Annotated in this window: 16 protein-coding genes; 4 read left to right on the top strand and 12 right to left on the bottom strand. The window is 72.4% G+C overall.

The window, feature by feature from the left end; genetic code table 11:
* Positions 1-41: 41 nt before the first annotated feature.
* On the bottom strand, positions 42-1,586 hold the full coding sequence (locus OG521_32375; GenBank protein ID WUW25205.1) for an MFS transporter: 1,545 nt from the start codon (positions 1,584-1,586) through the stop codon (positions 42-44).
* The gene (locus OG521_32370; protein ID WUW25204.1) at positions 1,583-2,134 is read right to left on the bottom strand and encodes a TetR/AcrR family transcriptional regulator; all 552 of its coding nucleotides are present in this window, start codon (positions 2,132-2,134) and stop codon (positions 1,583-1,585) included. Before OG521_32370 ends, OG521_32375 begins: the two co-directional genes overlap by 4 nt.
* Before the next feature lie 85 nt (positions 2,135-2,219).
* On the opposite strand from OG521_32370, the gene OG521_32365 reads away from it, so the two are divergent.
* Positions 2,220-2,744, top strand: coding sequence for a hypothetical protein (locus OG521_32365; GenBank protein ID WUW25203.1), 525 nt, complete (start codon positions 2,220-2,222; stop codon positions 2,742-2,744).
* Between the two features lie 28 nt (positions 2,745-2,772).
* Here the strand turns inward: OG521_32365 and OG521_32360 are convergent, their stop codons facing one another.
* Both OG521_32360 and argH read right to left on the bottom strand, forming a co-directional pair.
* Positions 2,773-3,744, bottom strand: coding sequence for an aldo/keto reductase (locus OG521_32360; GenBank protein WUW25202.1), 972 nt, complete (start codon positions 3,742-3,744; stop codon positions 2,773-2,775).
* Positions 3,745-3,809: 65 nt separating this feature from the next.
* Positions 3,810-5,243, bottom strand: coding sequence for an argininosuccinate lyase (gene argH, locus OG521_32355; GenBank protein WUW25201.1), 1,434 nt, complete (start codon positions 5,241-5,243; stop codon positions 3,810-3,812).
* A gap of 256 nt (positions 5,244-5,499) precedes the next feature.
* Here argH and OG521_32350 point away from each other — a divergent pair, with 256 nt between their 5' ends.
* From OG521_32350 to OG521_32340, 3 genes are all read left to right on the top strand, one after another.
* Positions 5,500-6,741 carry a hypothetical protein gene (locus OG521_32350; GenBank protein WUW25200.1) on the top strand — a complete coding sequence of 414 codons (1,242 nt, stop codon included), beginning with the start codon at positions 5,500-5,502 and terminating at the stop codon, positions 6,739-6,741.
* A gap of 42 nt (positions 6,742-6,783) precedes the next feature.
* Positions 6,784-7,377, top strand: a complete 594-nt coding sequence (locus OG521_32345; protein ID WUW25199.1) for a pyridoxamine 5'-phosphate oxidase family protein — start codon at positions 6,784-6,786, stop codon at positions 7,375-7,377.
* A gap of 66 nt (positions 7,378-7,443) precedes the next feature.
* Positions 7,444-8,145, top strand: a complete 702-nt coding sequence (locus OG521_32340; GenBank protein ID WUW25198.1) for a L,D-transpeptidase family protein — start codon at positions 7,444-7,446, stop codon at positions 8,143-8,145.
* 7 nt (positions 8,146-8,152) lie between these two features.
* Here the strand turns inward: OG521_32340 and OG521_32335 are convergent, their stop codons facing one another.
* The 8 genes from OG521_32335 to rox form a co-directional block, all read right to left on the bottom strand.
* The gene (locus tag OG521_32335; protein ID WUW25197.1) at positions 8,153-8,689 is read right to left on the bottom strand and encodes an arginine repressor; all 537 of its coding nucleotides are present in this window, start codon (positions 8,687-8,689) and stop codon (positions 8,153-8,155) included.
* 25 nt (positions 8,690-8,714) lie between these two features.
* Positions 8,715-9,911, bottom strand: coding sequence for an acetylornithine transaminase (locus OG521_32330; GenBank protein WUW25196.1), 1,197 nt, complete (start codon positions 9,909-9,911; stop codon positions 8,715-8,717).
* Positions 9,908-10,810 (bottom strand): acetylglutamate kinase, encoded by a 903-nt coding sequence (gene argB / locus OG521_32325; protein WUW25195.1) that lies wholly within the window; start codon positions 10,808-10,810, stop codon positions 9,908-9,910. The genes OG521_32330 and argB overlap by 4 nt, the downstream gene beginning before the upstream one ends.
* The gene (gene argJ / locus OG521_32320; protein ID WUW25194.1) at positions 10,807-11,961 is read right to left on the bottom strand and encodes a bifunctional glutamate N-acetyltransferase/amino-acid acetyltransferase ArgJ; all 1,155 of its coding nucleotides are present in this window, start codon (positions 11,959-11,961) and stop codon (positions 10,807-10,809) included. Before argJ ends, argB begins: the two co-directional genes overlap by 4 nt.
* The gene (argC, locus tag OG521_32315; GenBank protein WUW25193.1) at positions 11,958-12,986 is read right to left on the bottom strand and encodes an N-acetyl-gamma-glutamyl-phosphate reductase; all 1,029 of its coding nucleotides are present in this window, start codon (positions 12,984-12,986) and stop codon (positions 11,958-11,960) included. The genes argJ and argC overlap by 4 nt, the downstream gene beginning before the upstream one ends.
* Before the next feature lie 129 nt (positions 12,987-13,115).
* The gene (locus tag OG521_32310) at positions 13,116-14,123 is read right to left on the bottom strand and encodes a MerR family transcriptional regulator (protein ID WUW25192.1); all 1,008 of its coding nucleotides are present in this window, start codon (positions 14,121-14,123) and stop codon (positions 13,116-13,118) included.
* A gap of 3 nt (positions 14,124-14,126) precedes the next feature.
* On the bottom strand, positions 14,127-14,798 hold the full coding sequence (locus OG521_32305) for a HEAT repeat domain-containing protein (GenBank protein WUW26879.1): 672 nt from the start codon (positions 14,796-14,798) through the stop codon (positions 14,127-14,129).
* 72 nt (positions 14,799-14,870) lie between these two features.
* Positions 14,871-16,337, bottom strand: coding sequence for a rifampin monooxygenase (rox, locus tag OG521_32300; protein ID WUW25191.1), 1,467 nt, complete (start codon positions 16,335-16,337; stop codon positions 14,871-14,873).
* Positions 16,338-16,358: the final 21 nt, after the last annotated feature.

Genomic DNA, 16,358 nt, shown 5'->3' with positions numbered 1-16,358 from the left:
TAGGACCTTCCCGGCCGTGCGCCTGCTCGCTGATGGCGTTCTCAGTCGTGGACGATGCCTTCCTCCAGCTCCTGGCCGCGCAGCAGGAACCAGGCGGCGACCGCCGTCGCCAGCAGCACCACCGCGCCGATGGCGGAGGCCGCCCCCAGCCCGTCGACGAAGGCGTCCTGGGCGGCGGAGACCAGGGTCGTCGCCTCCTGTTCGGGCAGCGCCTCGGCCGCCTCGACCGCGCCGCCCAGCGACTCGTGGGCGGCCGCCGCGATGTCGGGCGGGGTTCCGGCGGGGGCGTTGAAGCCCTGGTACACCCCGGTGACGATGGAGCCGAGCAGAGCGATACCGAGGGCTGCTCCCAGCTCGTACGCCGTTTCGGACACCGCGGACGCGGAACCGGCATGCTCCTTCGGGACGCTGGAGAGAATCACGTCGGAGGTGACCGTGAAGGCGAGGCCGGCCCCCACCCCGACGACCAGCAGGAGGGCGCCGATCAGCGGGTAGGCGGTGTCCTTGTGGACGAAGGAGACCGCGGCCAGGGACAGGCCGATGCCGGCAAGACCCCAGGTCACCACAACCCGTACGGAGTAGCGGCGGGCGGCGGTTCCGGCCAGCAGGCCCGCCGTGACCGCGCCGACCGCGGCGGGCAGCTCGGCGAGCCCGGCCTCCAGTGGTCCGCGCCCCTGGACCAGTTGCAGGAACTGCGAGAGGAAGAAGACCAGGCCGGAGAGGCCGAGGATGGTCAGCAGGTCGGCGAGCACCGCGCCGGAGAAGCCCCGGTGATGGAAGAGCCTCATGTCGAGCAGCGGGGCGGGGAGCCGGAACTGCCGGCGTACGAACCACATGAGCAACACCAGGCCGCCGAGGCCCGAAAGGGCGACCTCCCAGCTTCCGCCGTGTGCGGCGAGCTCCTTGATGGCGTAGACGAACCCGATCATGCCGACCAGCGAGAGCGCCACGCTCGGCAGGTCCCACGGTCCGGGCGCCGGGTTCTTCGACTCGGGGATCATCTTGATGCCGACCACGACGAGCACGGCCATGACCGGCAGGTTGATCAGGAAGACCGAGCCCCACCAGAAGTGCTCCAGGAGGAACCCGCCGACGACGGGTCCGACCGCCGCACCGGCGGAGGCCATCGCGCCCCAGATGCCGATGGCGAGACTCCGCTCGCGGGCGTCGTGGAAGAGGTTGCGGATCAGGGCGAGGGTGGACGGCATCAGGGTCGCGCCCGCGACACCGAGCAGGGCCCGGGCCAGGATCATCATCTCGGGCGAGTTCGCGTACGCGTTGAGTACGGAGACGGCGCCGAAGGCGGTGGCCCCGCACAGCAGCAGCTTCTTGCGGCCGATGCGGTCACCGAGGCTGCCCATCGAGACCAGGAGCCCGGCGATGACGAAGGAGTAGACGTCGCCGATCCAGAGCAGCTGGGTGCCGGTCGGCTCCAGGTCCTCGCTGAGGAACGGGGTCGCCAGGCCGAGGACGGTCGCGTCGACCGCCACCAGGAGCACGGCGAGCACGAGGACGGACAGCGCGATCCACCGCCCGGGGCGGTACAGCTCGGGCGCGGGCTCCGGCTGCTGTTCCATGCTGCTCATTGCTCCACGCTCCGGCGTGCGCCGCCGAGCAGCAACTCGACGATCATGTACTGGAAGTCCCGGCCGGCCACCCGGCCCGCCTGAACGGCCCACGCGGCGCTGCTGAGAATGCCGTAGAGCGCCTCGGTCAGCCACGCGGGCGTCAGGTCGATGCGGATCTCGCCGCGCTCCTGGCCGCGCAGGAAGAAGGCGGAGACCCGCGCGTCCAGCCGGTCCCAGCCCTCGTTCAGCTCGTCGCCCTCGAAGAGCTGGTTCTCGGTCACGAGGAAGGAGAGCAGTCCGGCGCTCGGCTCGACGGCCGCGACGAACCGGCGCAGCGCCTCCTCCGAGGTGCCCCGGTCGAGCGCCGCGGCGTCGAGGGCGGCTTCGAACTCCTGGATCCCCAGCTCCTCCAGCGCCCTGACCAGGGCGTCCCGTCCGGCGAAGTGCCGGTGGAGCGTGGCGCGGCCGATGCCGGCGGCCTTGGCGACCTCGTCCATGGTGGCCGTCGATTTACGGGTCAGCAGGGCGGCGGCGCTGCGCAGCACCTGCTCACGGTCAAGAGTCATGAGACGACACTAACCCATTTGAGACACTGACGTCTCACCAGAAAGAGGCTCGCGTTTTCGGCCGGAGACGGAGGACCATGTCGGCATGAAGCCGCTGCTGCTGATCGACATCGACGGTCCGCTCAATCCGTACGCAGCGCTCTCCCGCCGCCGCACGCCGGAGGGATACACCAGGCACCGCATGCGGCCGACAGGGTGGGCCTCCGGCCCGGCGCTGCCCGTTCTGCTCAACCCCTGGCACGGCGAGGAACTGCTCGCGCTGTCCGGCCGCTACGAGCTGATCTGGGCGACCACCTGGAAGGCGGAGGCCAACGAATGGGTCGGGCCGCATCTCGGACTGCCCGAGCTGCCGCACATCGACTGGCCGGCCATGCACGGCAACGCTCCGGCGGGGACGTACTGGAAGACGCAGTACGTCGTGGAGTACGCGGCCGGGCGGCCGTTCGCGTGGGTCGACGACGAGATCACCGAGCACGACCGGGCGTGGGTCGCGGACCACGGGGCGGGCGGCGAGAGCCTGTTGCGCTGGATAGATCCCAGGGTGGGGCTGGAGCGGTCCGACTTCGACGCGCTGGCCGCGTGGGCGGACGGCCGGGGAACGGCGGGCTGAAGCCGGTCCGCCCCGAGGCCGCCGGGCTTCAGCTCCAGGGGAGCGAGGCGCGGTGCCGCCAGTACGCCTCCGGCTCCTCCACCAGTGCGTCCAGCCGCGCCCTGCGCTCCTCGTCGAGGTCGAGGACGGCCGCGTGGAGGTTGCCGGCGAGCTGGCCCACGGTCGCGGCACCGGAGAGCACCACTCCGGTCCAGGGCTGGTGCAGCACCAGCGCCAGGGCGACGGCGTCACTGCCCAGCCCCTCCTCGGCGGCGATCTCCCGCATCACGGCGGGCGCCTCCGTCCCCGCGAGCCGGCCGTTGGCCATGGCCTCCTTGACGATGACGGTGAGCCCGGCGTCATGGGCCTCGGCGAGCGCGGGACCTGCCGAGGTCTCCAGCGCGTTGTAGGTGGCCTGGACCGTACGGAAGAGGGGCGTGCCGTCCACCGTGACGGCGAGGGCGGCCCGGATCGCGTCGGCCTGGGCGGGCCCGCTGACGGAGAGGCCGACACTGACGCCCTCGTCGGCGAGACCGGCGAGGCGGGCGTGGAGTTCCTTGTCGGTGAGGGCCGGGCTGTCGGCGGTCACCGAGTGGATCTGGTAGAGGTCGAGCCGGTCGCCGAGCAGGGCGGCGGACTCGGCACGCTGGCGGTCGAACGTACCGGGGCCGTGGTCCTTGACCTCGTGCGCCTCGGCGTCGACGGACCAGTCGGCGGTGTAGGTGTAACCCCACTTGCTGCCGACGACGATGTCGCGGATCTCGGGCCGGGCGGTCAGCCAGTCGGCGAGGAACTCCTCGGAGCGGCCGTAGGACCGGGCCGCGTCGAAGTAGCGGACGCCCTGGGCGTACGCCGCGTCGAGGAGTTCGTGCGTCCGGGCGCGCAGCGCGTCGACGGTGCGCTCGTCCGGCAGGTCCACGTCGCGGTGGAGATTGATGTAGCCGGGCCTGCCGACCGCCGCCAGGCCGAGCCCGATGTGGGCGGTCGGGGTGGTCGCTGTGGCCAGTCGGGCGAACGGCATCGCGGGCTCCTCATGATCGGCAGGAATCTCGCCTACCCCCAACGTAGCCCGCGATGCCCGTCCGGCTACTTACGGGCGGTCGCCCAGGCGTGCTGCGTGGCGAGGTCCGCCTTGACCTCGGCCAGCTGGACGGCGACGGCCGAGGGGGCCGTACCGCCGCGTCCGCTGCGCGAGGCGAGCGCGCCGGCGACGTTGAGGACCGTGCGGACCTCGGGGGTGAGGTGCTCGGAGATCTTCGCGAACTGCTCGTCGGTCAGCTCGTCGAGCTCGATGCCGTGGTGCTCGCACTCCTTGACGCACTCACCGGCGACCTCGTGGGCGACCCGGAACGGCACGCCCTTCTTGACCAGCCACTCGGCGATGTCGGTGGCGAGCGAGAAGCCGGCCGGGGCCAGCTCCTCCATGCGCGCGCGGTTGACGGTGAGGGTGGCCATCATGCCGGTGAAGGCGGGGAGCAGGACCTCGAGCTGGTCGCAGGAGTCGAAGACCGGCTCCTTGTCCTCCTGGAGGTCGCGGTTGTACGCGAGCGGCAGGGCCTTCAGCGTGGCCATGAGCCCGGTCAGGTTGCCGATCAGCCGGCCGGACTTGCCCCGGGCCAGTTCGGCGATGTCGGGGTTCTTCTTCTGCGGCATGATCGAGGAGCCGGTGGAGAAGGCGTCGTGCAGGGTGACGAAGGAGAACTCCTTCGTGTTCCAGATGATGATCTCCTCGGCGATCCGGGAGAGGTTGACGCCGATCATCGCGGTGATGAACGCGAACTCGGCGACGAAGTCCCGCGAGGCCGTGCCGTCGATGGAGTTGCCCACCGAGCCGCCCTCGAAGCCGAGGTCGGCGGCGACCGCCTCGGGGTCGAGCCCGAGCGAGGAGCCGGCGAGCGCGCCGGAGCCGTACGGCGAGACGGCGGTCCGCGCGTCCCACTGCCGCAGCCGCTCCGCGTCCCGGGACAGGGGCTGCACATGGGCCAGGACGTGATGGGCGAACAGCACCGGCTGGGCGTGCTGCAGATGCGTACGGCCGGGCATGGCCACGTCCGGGTGGGCCTCGGCGAGACCGACGAGGGCGTCCTGGAGGTCGGCGATCAGTCCGCCGATGATGCGGGCGTGGTCGCGCAGGTACATCCGGAAGAGCGTGGCGATCTGGTCGTTGCGGGACCGTCCGGCCCGCAGCTTGCCGCCGAGATCCGGACCGAGCCGCTCCAGCAGGCCGCGCTCCAGCGCGGTGTGGACGTCCTCGTCGGCGATGGTCCCGGTGAAGGAGCCGTCCGCGACATCCGCTTCCAGCTGGTCGAGACCGGCCGTCATCCGGGTCAGCTCGTCCTCGGTGAGCAGACCGGCCTTGTGCAGGACGCGGGCATGGGCGCGGGAGCCGGCGATGTCGTACGGCGCGAGCCGCCAGTCGAAGTGGACGGACGCGGACAGCCGGGCCAGCGCCTCGGCCGGACCGTCCGCGAAACGGGCGCCCCAGAGACGTACGTCGCCGTTGCCGTTGCCGTTGCTCACTCGTGCTCCTCGGAAGAACCAGGGGGTGGGGATGTGCGGCCGCTTCCCCGTACGCGTGGGACGCGTCCGGTCACGGACGTCTGCTCACGGCGCGATCCGGGGGCAGCTGCTGCCGCAATCACTCGCAGGCATAACTATGCGGTCCTCTGTATGTTTTGTCAAAGCTGCTGAAGGGCGCCCCGGCCGCCGGGTAATTCGCGGGCTCCATCCCACTCTCCCCGATACGGTCGGCACTCGGCACGCCCGAGGGGGGCTCATGAACGACGTCCGGACGGCGGCATCGCAGCTGGCAGGCGGTCTGCCCCTGCACGAGGTACTGGCGGACGCTCCGCCGGAATTCTGGCCGGCCCTCGACAGCGCGATACGCGACCTGCCGCCCCGGGACCTCGGAACATACGTCGCACCGGGCGGCCGGTGGCTGCGCCGGGACCGGGACGCGCCGCTGCCGTCGCTGGGGCGGGGCGGCCGAGGCCGCCGGGAGAGGTCGGAGTCCGAGGCCGCCGTCGAGTTGTGCCATCCGGACGGACGGGTCCGCGAGGCGGCCCTCGACCTGGTGCCCGGCTTCCCCGCCCTGCTGCCGCTCCTGATCGTGCGGTGCGCGGACTGGGCCGCTCCGGTACGCGAACGGGCCCGGGCCCTGCTGTCGGAGATGCCCCCGCCCTCGCTCCTCCCGTGCGCGGGACTGCTGCTCCTGCTGGCCCGGCGCGAACAGGGCCGTTTCGCGGTGGACCTGCTCGACCGGGAACTGCGCGAAGGCCCCGCCTCACAGGTGGAGGACCTGCTCGACAGCGAGGACCGCGCCACCAGCCGCTTCGCCCACCGCGTCGCCCTCGACCGCGGCCTTCTGGCACCGGGCCGGCTGGCCCGCCTGGCCGCCGGTTCCGGCGACGCCTCCCTGCGGGACCTCTGCGCGGAGGCGGCCATCGCCTCGATGCGGGACGAGGACCACGACGACGTGCTCGGGACGCTGCTGGCGGCCAGGGCCGGACGCATACGGGCGGCCGGCGTCACCGCGCTGCGCCGCACCGGGCGGCACGACGAGGCGCGGGCCTGGCTCGCGGACCGTTCGGGAGTGGTCCGGGCCTGCGCCCGGTACGTCCTGCGGCAGGGCGGTACCGATCCGCTGCCGCTGTACCGGGCGATGTGCGCGGGCGAGGTCACCGTGCCGGGCGCCGTCTCGGGACTCGGCGAATGCGGTGACCGCTCCGACGCGGAGACGCTGTGGGCGCTGGTGAGCCATCCCGCTCCCGGCGTCCGCGTGCACGCGGTCAGCGGGCTGCGGGCGCTCGACGCCGTGACCCGGGACCGGCTGGCCCCGCTGATCGACGACCCGTCACCCGCCGTGGTCAGGGCGGCCACCCGGGCCCTGCTCCCCCACGCCGGCGGGTTCTCCCCGGAGTGGCTGTCCGAGCGGAACGTGCCCGACCGGCCCCGGGTGGTCCAGGTGGCGGCGCAGCGACTGCTGAGAGCGGCCGGGCACATCCGTCCCACCCCCTGAAATCCTCCCGCTCCGACCGAAGTCGGCACGGATACTCAGACCATGGGAAAAACACACGAACGCATCGACGGCCGGCTGCGCACCTTCATCGAGGAGCAGCACATCTTCTTCGCCGCGACCGCGCCACTCGACGGTGAGGGCACCGTCAACCTCTCCCCCAAGGGTGTCAGCGGTTCCTTCGTGGTGCTGGACGAGCGGCGCGTGGCGTATCTGGACTTTGCGGGGAGCACCGCGGAGACCGTGGCGCACCTGCGCGAGAACGGCCGGATCACGTTGATGTGGTGCGCGTTCCAGGGGCCGCCGAACATCGTGCGGGTGCACGGCCACGGTGAGCCGGTCTTCCGGGACGATGCCCGGTTCCCGGAACTCCTCGGGCGGTTCGACGGGGTGGACCCCTCCCGGCACGGGCTGCGGGCGATCATCGTGGTGACCGCGGAGATGATCCGGGACAGCTGCGGGTACGGCGTGCCGTTCATGAGTTACGACGAGGACCGGACGCTGCACGGGCAGCGCTTCTCGCGGGACGACGATGCGTCGCTCAGCGCGTACTTCGAGAAGAAGGAGTACATCGCCACCAGCATCGACGGGCTGCCGGGGCTGCCGCTCCCGCTGCCCGCGATGCCGTCGTCGCCGTGAGCGGGGTTGGGCCGGACGGAGCAGGCGCGCGGGTGGGCGGGTAGTTCGCGGTCTACGGTCCGGGGCATGCGCAGACTTCTGGTGACGGGTTCGGTCCTGCTCGCTCTCGCCGGCCTCGTCGGGGCCCGGCCTCCGGCGGCGGCGCCGCTGCCGTGGCGGCTGGCCGACACGGGTGGCGGCAGTCAGCTCATCACCGCGGTGGCGGCTGGGACCGGCTCCACCACGGGGACGGTCACCTGGTGGAGCCTGCGGTCGGGGCGGTGGGTGGCGGCCGGTTCGGCGCCCGCGCGGTTCGGGGCGAACGGGCTGGCCGAGGGGGCTTCGCGTCAGCAGGGCACCGACACCACGCCCACCGGGCTGTACGACCTGCCGTACGCCTTCGGGGTCGAGGCGGCCCCGTCCGGGACGCGCTACCCGTACCGCCGGATCGGCGACCGGTCGTGGTGGTGCCAGGACAACGCCTCGCGCGCCTACAACCGGTGGGTGGAGCCGCGGCCCGCGGACTGCCGGGCGGCCGAGGCCGAGCACCTGATCACGTATCCGACGCAGTACGCCCGGGCGCTCGTCGTCGGGTTCAACTACCACCGGCCGGTACGGGGCCGGGGCGCCGGGATCTTCCTCCACGTCAACGGACGCGGTGCGACCGCCGGCTGTGTCTCCGTGCCGGCGGCCGCGATGGACCGGATCCTGGCCTGGGCCGATCCGGCCCGCCGTCCGCACATCGCGATCGGGACCCGTTCGGGACCGGCCGCGATCACCCGGTACTGACCGCTCGTCAGCGGTCGTTCTGTGCGAGCCGCAGCAGGTGGTCGGCGAGCGCCTGTCCCCCGGCCGGGTCGCGGCTGATCAGCATGAGCGTGTCGTCCCCCGCGATGGTGCCGAGGATGTCGTGCAGTTCGGCCTGGTCGATCGCCGAGGCGAGGAACTGCGCGGCGCCCGGGGGCGTGCGCAGCACGACGAGGTTGGCCGAGGCCTCCGCCGAGATGAGCAGTTCGGCGGAGAGGCGGCGCATCCGCTCCTCCTTGGCGGAACCGCCCAGCGGTGCGTGCGGGGTACGGAATCCGCCCTCGCTCGGCACCGCGTAGATCAGCTCGCCACCGGTGTTGCGGATCTTCACCGCGCCCAGCTCGTCCAGGTCCCGGGAGAGCGTCGCCTGGGTGACGCTCAGCCCGTCGTCCGCGAGGAGCTTGGCCAGCTGGCTCTGCGAGCGCACCGGCTGCCGGTTGAGGATGTCCACGATCCGGCGGTGGCGGGCCGTGCGGGTCTGCGGCACCGACGGCCCGCCGTGCTCGGATTCCTGCGCATCGGTCATCGTCGTCGCCTCGTCTCCCGGTGCGTCATTCCGCGGACCGTCCGTCCGCGTGGGCCGTGTCGAGCACGCCGGGCAGCGCCCGGAGGAACGCGTCCACCTCCGCGTCGCCGATGATCAGCGGCGGCATCAGCCGCACGACATCGGCGGCGGGTGCGTTCACCAGCAGCCCGGCTCCCTGAGCCGCCTGCTGCACCTGGGGCGCGAGGGGCTCGGTGAGCACGATACCCAGCAGCAGGCCGGAGCCCCGGACGTGGGAGACCAGCGGATGACCCAGGCCCTCCACGCCTTCCCGGATCCGCTCGCCGAGCCGCTTCACCCGGTCCAGCGCGCCGTCGGCGGCCAGCGTGTCCAGGACCGCGAGACCGGCGGCGCAGGCGATCGGATTACCGCCGAACGTCGTGCCGTGCTGGCCGGGCGCGAGCAGGTCGGCGGCCGCGCCGAACGCCACCGTGGCGCCGATCGGCAGTCCGCCGCCGAGCCCCTTGGCGAGCGTGACGAGGTCGGGCTCCACGCCCTGGTGGGCCTGGTACTCGAACCAGGTGCCGCACCGGCCGATACCGGTCTGCACCTCGTCGAGGACGAGCAGGGTGCCGGTGGCGCGGGTGATCTCCCGGGCCGCCTCCAGGTACCCCTTGGGCGGCACGACCACGCCGTTCTCGCCCTGGACCGGCTCGATGATCAGCAGCGCGGTGTCGGTGGTCACCGCGGTCCGCAGCGCCTCGACGTCCCCGTACGGGACGTGCGTGACATCGCCGGGCAGCGGGACGAACGGCTCGCGCTTCTTGGGCTGTCCGGTGAGCGCGAGGGCGCCCATCGTCCGGCCGTGGAAGCCGCCGTCGGTGGCGACCATGTGGCCGCGCCCGGTCAGCCGGCCGATCTTGAACGCGGCCTCGTTGGCCTCGGCGCCCGAGTTGGAGAAGTAGACCTTGCCGGTGCGGCCGAAGAGCTGGAGCAGCCGTTCGGCGAGCGCGACGGGCGGCTCGGCGATGAAGAGGTTGGAGACGTGGCCGAGGGAGGCGACCTGACGGGAGACCGCCTCGACGACCGCGGGGTGGGCGTGGCCCAGCGCGTTCACTGCGATGCCGCCGACGAAGTCGAGGTACTCGGTGCCGTCGGCGTCCCACACCCGGGCGCCCTCACCGCGGACGAGGGACAGCTTCGGGGTGCCGTAGTTGTCCATCAGCGCGGACTTCCAGCGCTGCGAGAGCTCGGCGTTGGTCATGCTTCCCCCTGTGCGTCGGGCACGACCATCGTGCCGATTCCTTCGTCGGTGAAGATCTCCAGCAGGATCGAGTGCTGGACCCGGCCGTCGATGACCCGGGCGGTCTCCACGCCGTTGCGCACGGCGTGCAGGCAGCCCTGCATCTTGGGCACCATGCCGCTGGAGAGTTCCGGCAGGAGCTTCTCCAGTTCGGTGGCGGTGAGACGGCTGATCACGTCGTCGCTGTTGGGCCAGTCCTCGTAGAGGCCCTCGACGTCGGTGAGGACCATCAGCGTCTCGGCGTTCAGCGCGGCGGCGAGTGCGGCGGCCGCGGTGTCGGCGTTGACGTTGTAGACGTGGTTGTCCTCCGCCGAGCGGGCGATGGAGGAGATGACCGGGATGCGGCCGTCGTCCAGCAGTGCCTGGATGGCCCCGGTGTCGATCGCGGTGATCTCACCGACCCGGCCGATGTCGACGGCCTCGCCGTCGATGACCGGCCGGTGCTGGACGGCGGTGATCGTGTGGGCGTCCTCGCCGGTCATGCCGACGGCGAGCGGTCCGTGCTGGTTGAGCAGGCCGACGAGCTCGCGCTGCACCTGGCCGGCGAGCACCATCCGTACGACGTCCATCGCCTCGGGCGTGGTGACGCGCAGACCGGCCTTGAACTCGCTGACCAGGCCCTGCTTGTCGAGCTGGGCGCTGATCTGCGGGCCGCCGCCGTGCACGACGACGGGCTTGAGACCGGCGTGCCGCAGGAAGACGACGTCCTGCGCGAAGGCCGCCTTCAGCTCGTCGTCGATCATGGCGTTGCCGCCGAACTTGATGACGACGGTCTTGCCGTTGTGCCGGGTCAGCCAGGGCAGCGCCTCGATGAGGATCTGCGCCTTCGGGAGTGCGGTGTGCTTCCGCGCTGCGCTCATGAGCTGTACGCGCTGTTCTCGTGGACGTAGTCCGCGGTGAGGTCGTTGGCCCAGATGACGGCCGACTCGGTGCCCGCGGCGAGGTCGGCGGTGATCTTGACCTCGCGGTAGCGCATGTCGACCAGGTCGCGGTCCTCGCCGACTCCCCCGTTCTTGCAGACCCAGACGCCGTTGATGGCGACGTTCAGCTCGTCCGGCTCGAAGGCCGCCTTCGTCGTGCCGATGGCGGACAGCACCCGGCCCCAGTTGGGGTCCTCGCCGTGGATGGCGCACTTGAGGAGGTTGTTACGGGCGATGGAACGGCCCACCTCGACGGCGTCGTCCTCGGTCGCGGCGTTCACGACCTCGATCCGGATGTCCTTGGAGGCACCCTCGGCGTCACCGATGAGCTGCCGGGCGAGGTCGTCGCAGACGGTCCGTACGGCCTCGGCGAACTCGCCCTGTTCCGGGGTGATCGCGCTGGCGCCGGAGGCCAGCAGCAGCACGGTGTCGTTCGTGGACATGCAGCCGTCGGAGTCGACCCGGTCGAAGGTGGTGCGGGTGGCGTCGCGCAGCGCGGCGTCGAGCCCCGCCGCGTCCACGTCGGCGTCGGTGGTGAGGACGACCAGCATGGTGGCCAGGCCCGGCGCGAGCATGCCCGCGCCCTTGGCCATGCCGCCGACGGTCCAGCCCTCGCCGCCGGCGACGGCCGTCTTGTGGACGGTGTCGGTGGTCTTGATGGCGATGGCGGCCTTCTCGCCGCCGTGCTCGCTCAGGGCCGCCGCGGCCTTCTCGATCCCGGGCAGCAACTTGTCCATGGGGAGCAGCAGACCGATGAGCCCGGTCGAGGCGACGGCGATCTCGCCCGCGCTGTGGCCGTCGAGGACCTCGGCCGCCTTCTCGGCGGTGGCGTGGGTGTCCTGGAAGCCCTGCGGTCCCGTACAGGCGTTGGCGCCGCCGGAGTTGAGGACGACGGCGGACACCTCGCCGCCCTTGAGCACCTGCTCCGACCAGAGCACCGGGGCGGCCTTGACGCGGTTGGAGGTGAAGACGCCCGCAGCGGCGCGACGGGGACCGTTGTTGACCACGAGGGCCAGGTCCGGGTTACCGCTGTCCTTGATTCCGGCGGCGATGCCCGCCGCCGTGAATCCCTGTGCTGCCGTGACGCTCACGGTGCGACTCCGATCGTGGAAAGTCCGGTGTCCTCGGGCAGTCCGAGGGCGAGGTTCATGCTCTGCAGGGCGCCGCCCGCGGTGCCCTTGGCGAGGTTGTCGATGGCGCTGATCACGATGATCCGGCCGGCCGCGGCGTCGTACGCCACCTGGATCTGCACCGCGTTGGAGCCGTATACGGCGGCGGTGGCGGGCCACTGCCCCTCGGGCAGCAGATCGACGAACGGCTCGTCCGCGAAGGCCTTCTCGTACGCGGCGCGCAGGGACTCGGCGCTCACGCCCGGCTTCGCCTTCGCGCTGCACGTCGCGAGGATGCCGCGGGGCATGGGCGCGAGGGTCGGGGTGAACGACACGGTGACCGGTTCACCGGCCGCGGCGCTGAGGTTCTGGATCATCTCGGGCGTGTGCCGGTGGACGCCGCCGACGCCGTACGGCGTCATGTTGCCCATCACCTCGGAGCCGAGCAGATGCGGCTTGGCGGCCTTGCCGGCGCCGGAGGTTCCGGAGGCGGCGACGATCACGGCCTCGGGCTCGGCGAGCTGCGCCGCGTACGCGGGGAAGAGCGCGAGCGACACGGCGGTCGGGTAGCAGCCGGGCACCGCGATACGCTTGCTCCCCGCCAGCGCGGCCCGTCCCCCGGGCAGTTCGGGCAGTCCGTACGGCCAGGTCCCGGCGTGCGGCGAGGCGTAGAATTTCTCCCAGTCCGCGGCGTCCTTGAGCCGGAAGTCGGCCCCCATGTCGACCACGAGCACCTCGTCACCGAGCTGCTCCGCCACGGCGGCGGACTGCCCGTGCGGCAGGGCCAGGAAGACCACGTCGTGGCCGGCGAGCACGTCGGCGGTGGTCGGCTGGAGCACCCGGCCGGCCAGCGGCCGCAGATGCGGCTGCAGGGCGCCGAGCGGCTGGCCCGCGTTGGAGTTCGCGGTGAGGGCCCCGATCTCGACCTCGGGGTGGACGAGCAGAAGGCGGAGCAGTTCCCCGCCGGCGTATCCGCTCGCCCCTGCCACTGCTGCACGTACCACCATCGAAATCCTCCTCGTCGATGGCATGACTATACGCAGCGCTGCACTTTTATGCAAAAGGTTTGGATCATTCCCTGCCCCGTCCGCCGCCGCTGCCTCCCGTCCGGGGTTCAGCAGCGGGTCCGGTCTCCGTCACTCCGCGTCGCGCAGCCGGAGCAGGTACGCCGCGGTCAGGGCCACGGCACGGTCCTCGTCCCCCGACAGCCCGACGAGGACGCCCGCGGCCTCCGTTCCCGGGATGCCGGCGAGCGCCTGGGCGAGCCGTCCGCGGGCAGCGGCGTCCGGGCCGGTGTCGGCGAGGCGGTCGGCGAAACCGGCCGCGATCCGGTCCGCCGTCGCGTCGTCACCCGCCAGCACGCTCAGCGCGTCCGCCGCACCGGTGTCGTCCAGCCCCGCCACGATCATGTCGATGAGCGCCGGGACCACGCCGGCCGTGCCCCGGTTCGCGAGCGCCAGCGCCGCCTGCCCGCGGACCACGGCGTCGGGGTGAGCGAGGGCGTCCCGCAGTTGCGCGGCAGCCTCGTCACCGGGCATCTCGGCGAGGCACCGGACGGCTCGTTCCCGCACCGCGGCCGCCGGTGAGCCGAGGCCCTGCGCCAGCAGCGCCGGGCCGGCGTCGTCGCCCGACCGCGCCAGCGCCCACGAAAGGGCTCCAGCGACGTTCGGCTCCGTCTCGTTCAGGACCGCCTCGACCAGGGCCTCCACGGGGACGGGAACCTCGTCGGCGGAGGAGAGGGCCGCGCGCTGGCGGGCGTCGGCGCTCTTCGATCCCAGCGCCTGGAGGAGCGGGACGACCTGGAGGACCTCCCCCCAGTCGGCGGGGTCCGCGGCGTCGATCCGGCGCAGCCTGGTGAGGAGTTCGGTCTCCGCCGTGATGCGCTCGCGCGTCTGCCGGATGAGGTCACCGACGAGAGCCGAGGGCGCGAAGCCGGGGTCCTCGAGGGCGCGCCCGATCTCACGCAGCGACAGGCCCAGCGACCGCAGGCTCTCGATGTGGAAGATCCGCCGGATGTCCTGCCCGGAGTACTCCCGGTAACCGGAACCCGTACGGCCCGTGGGACGCACCAGACCGAGCCGTTCGTAGTGCCGGAGCATGCGGGCACTGACCCCGGACCGCCGCGCCACCTCACCGATCAGCACGCCTCATTGTCCCTCCCGCCCGGGACCGCCGAGGGCCACCACACGCTTCGCCTCCTCGATCGCGCTCTCGAACCCGGTGTCCGGGTCGCGCAGCAGCTGTTGCGTGGCAAGCGCGTGCGCCCGCACCCGCGGTTCGGGGGCCGTCGTCGCGGTGTGCACCGGCGGCACCATCGCCTCGCCGAGTCCGACCAGCGCCCGGCTGAGGCTCAGCTGCGTCTCGCGCCCGCCCCGGCCGAGCTGTGTCGCCAGTACGGCGGCCAGCTCGGGCATCCCGTCCTCCGGCACCAGCACGACCGCGGCCCGCCAGGCACTGCGCGCCACCCCGTCGTCGGCGTCGCACAGCACGGCGCGGGTGATGGCCGGCCACGCCCTCCCGTCCCCGATCTTGGAGAGCGTGTGCAGCGCCTGACTCCGTGCCTGGACGCGCTCCGAGCGGACCTCACCGAGCAGCGCGGGCAGCGTCAGTGACACCGGGTGGCGGGTGAGTGCCCAGGTCAGCATGTCGCGGACCAGGAAATCGGGCTCGACGGCACATCGCTCGACGAGTGCGCCGACGTAGCGGGGGTCGGGCGCCGTACCGATCGCCAGAGCGGCCCGCAGCCGCACGGACGAGCGCTCGTCCTCCAGCGCCCGAAGCGCCCGTACCGTGTCCGTGTCCTGTCCCGTGACCGTCATCGAGACCACCTCCTCGGCACGCAGTGAAAACCCTGTCACCGTGTCAAGGTCAAACGCGGCCGCCCCCCGCGCTCAGGGGCGGGCTGCGCCGAACCACCGGGGAAGCACGGCGCGCAGATCCTCCTGTTCCTCGCCGGCCCACGCCACGTGGCCGTCCGGCCGCAGGAGCACCGCGGGCACGTCCAGTTCCTGGGCGGTGGCGACGACGTGGTCGACCCGGTCCTCCCAGCCCGCGACCGACAGCCGACCGGTCCCGTCGAGCAGCAGTCCCCGCCCGGCGTGCATCAGGGAGTAGAGGCGGCCCTGCTTCAGTTCCACGTCCCGCAGCCGGCGGCCGAGGAGAGGGTGCCCGTCGCCGAAGTCGTAGCGGACGTCGACCGCGGTGATGAGCCCGGTGACGTACCGGTTCACCTCCTCGAAGTCCATCAGCTTCGAGAACAGCTCGCGCAGCGCGGTCGCTCCGGGATCGGTGCCCAGCAGGGCGATCTGCGCCCGGGTGTTGTCGAGTACGGCGGCGCCCACCGGGTGCCGTTCCGTGTGGTAGCTGTCGAGCAGCCCGTCCGGCGCCCAGCCGTTGACCGTCGCGGCCAGCTTCCAGCCGAGGTTGAACGCGTCCTGGACGCCGAGGTTGAGCCCCTGCCCGCCGGTCGGCGGGTGGATGTGCGCCGCGTCGCCGGCCAGCAGCACCCGGCCGGCCCGGTAGTGCTCGGCCTGCCGGGTCGCGTCGCCGAACCGGGACAGCCAGCGCGGCGTGTGCACGCCGAAGTCGGTGCCGGCGACCGCCCGGAGCCGCTGCCTGAACTCCTCCAGGGTCGGCGGGGCCGAACGGTCGTCGGAGACCCCGTCGGCGGGCACGACGACCCGGCACACACCGTTCTCCGGGGGCGAGACGCCGAACCGCAGCTGGGTCCTGCGGACTTCCGCGACGACGGCGGCGACGGTCTCCGGGTCCTCGGCCACCTCCATCTCGCCCAGCAGCGTCTCGACGGTGGCGGGCAGGCCGGGGAAACCGACGCCGAGCAGCTTGCGCACCGTGCTGCGGCCGCCGTCGCACCCGACGACGTACCGCGCGCGCAGTTCCGTGCCGTCGGCCAGCTCGACGGTCACCCCGGCCCGGGCGCCCCCGGCTCCGTCGCGCTCTTCGTCGCCCTCCGTCGACCGGTTCAGGCCGACGACTTCGCAGCCGAGCCGGATCTCGGTGCCGAGTTCGAGCGCGTGCTCCTGGAGCAGCCGCTCGGTGACCGGCTGCGGGGTCGCGACGCCGTACGGGTGGGCCGTGTCCAGGGCGTCCGGCCACGGCTTCCTGATACCGCCGAAGAGTCCACCGGCCTGGAACGTCTCGCTGACGGCGAGGAACCGGTCCAGCAGTCCGCGCTGGTCCATGATCTCGACGCTGCGTGTGTGCAGGCCCTGCCCCCGGGACTCCCCGGTCGGCTCGGTCAGCCTCTCCAGCACGACCACGCGTACGTCGTGCAGCCGCAGTTCGGCCGCCAGCATCAGGCCGGTCGGGCCACCGCCGACCACGATCACATCAATCATCTGTACGCCCGTTCAGGAGAT

It is taken from the genome of Streptomyces sp. NBC_01463, assembly GCA_036227345.1.
GTDB lineage: Bacteria > Actinomycetota > Actinomycetes > Streptomycetales > Streptomycetaceae > Streptomyces.
Note: the sequence above shows the minus strand (reverse complement) of the source record. Positions and strands in the feature narration are given on the sequence as shown.

Coding starts and splice junctions, on each gene's coding strand:
- OG521_32340 (WUW25198.1), top strand. CDS start 7,444: ATGCGCAGACTTCTGGTGACGGGTTCGGTCCTGCTCGCTCTCGCCGGC.
- argB (WUW25195.1), bottom strand. CDS start 10,810: ATGAGCGCAGCGCGGAAGCACACCGCACTCCCGAAGGCGCAGATCCTC.
- OG521_32360 (WUW25202.1), bottom strand. CDS start 3,744: ATGCCGTTCGCCCGACTGGCCACAGCGACCACCCCGACCGCCCACATC.
- OG521_32330 (WUW25196.1), bottom strand. CDS start 9,911: ATGACCAACGCCGAGCTCTCGCAGCGCTGGAAGTCCGCGCTGATGGAC.
- OG521_32350 (WUW25200.1), top strand. CDS start 5,500: ATGAACGACGTCCGGACGGCGGCATCGCAGCTGGCAGGCGGTCTGCCC.
- OG521_32345 (WUW25199.1), top strand. CDS start 6,784: ATGGGAAAAACACACGAACGCATCGACGGCCGGCTGCGCACCTTCATC.
- OG521_32305 (WUW26879.1), bottom strand. CDS start 14,798: ATGACGGTCACGGGACAGGACACGGACACGGTACGGGCGCTTCGGGCG.
- OG521_32365 (WUW25203.1), top strand. CDS start 2,220: ATGAAGCCGCTGCTGCTGATCGACATCGACGGTCCGCTCAATCCGTAC.
- OG521_32335 (WUW25197.1), bottom strand. CDS start 8,689: ATGACCGATGCGCAGGAATCCGAGCACGGCGGGCCGTCGGTGCCGCAG.
- OG521_32370 (WUW25204.1), bottom strand. CDS start 2,134: ATGACTCTTGACCGTGAGCAGGTGCTGCGCAGCGCCGCCGCCCTGCTG.
- OG521_32375 (WUW25205.1), bottom strand. CDS start 1,586: ATGAGCAGCATGGAACAGCAGCCGGAGCCCGCGCCCGAGCTGTACCGC.
- argC (WUW25193.1), bottom strand. CDS start 12,986: ATGGTGGTACGTGCAGCAGTGGCAGGGGCGAGCGGATACGCCGGCGGG.
- rox (WUW25191.1), bottom strand. CDS start 16,337: ATGATTGATGTGATCGTGGTCGGCGGTGGCCCGACCGGCCTGATGCTG.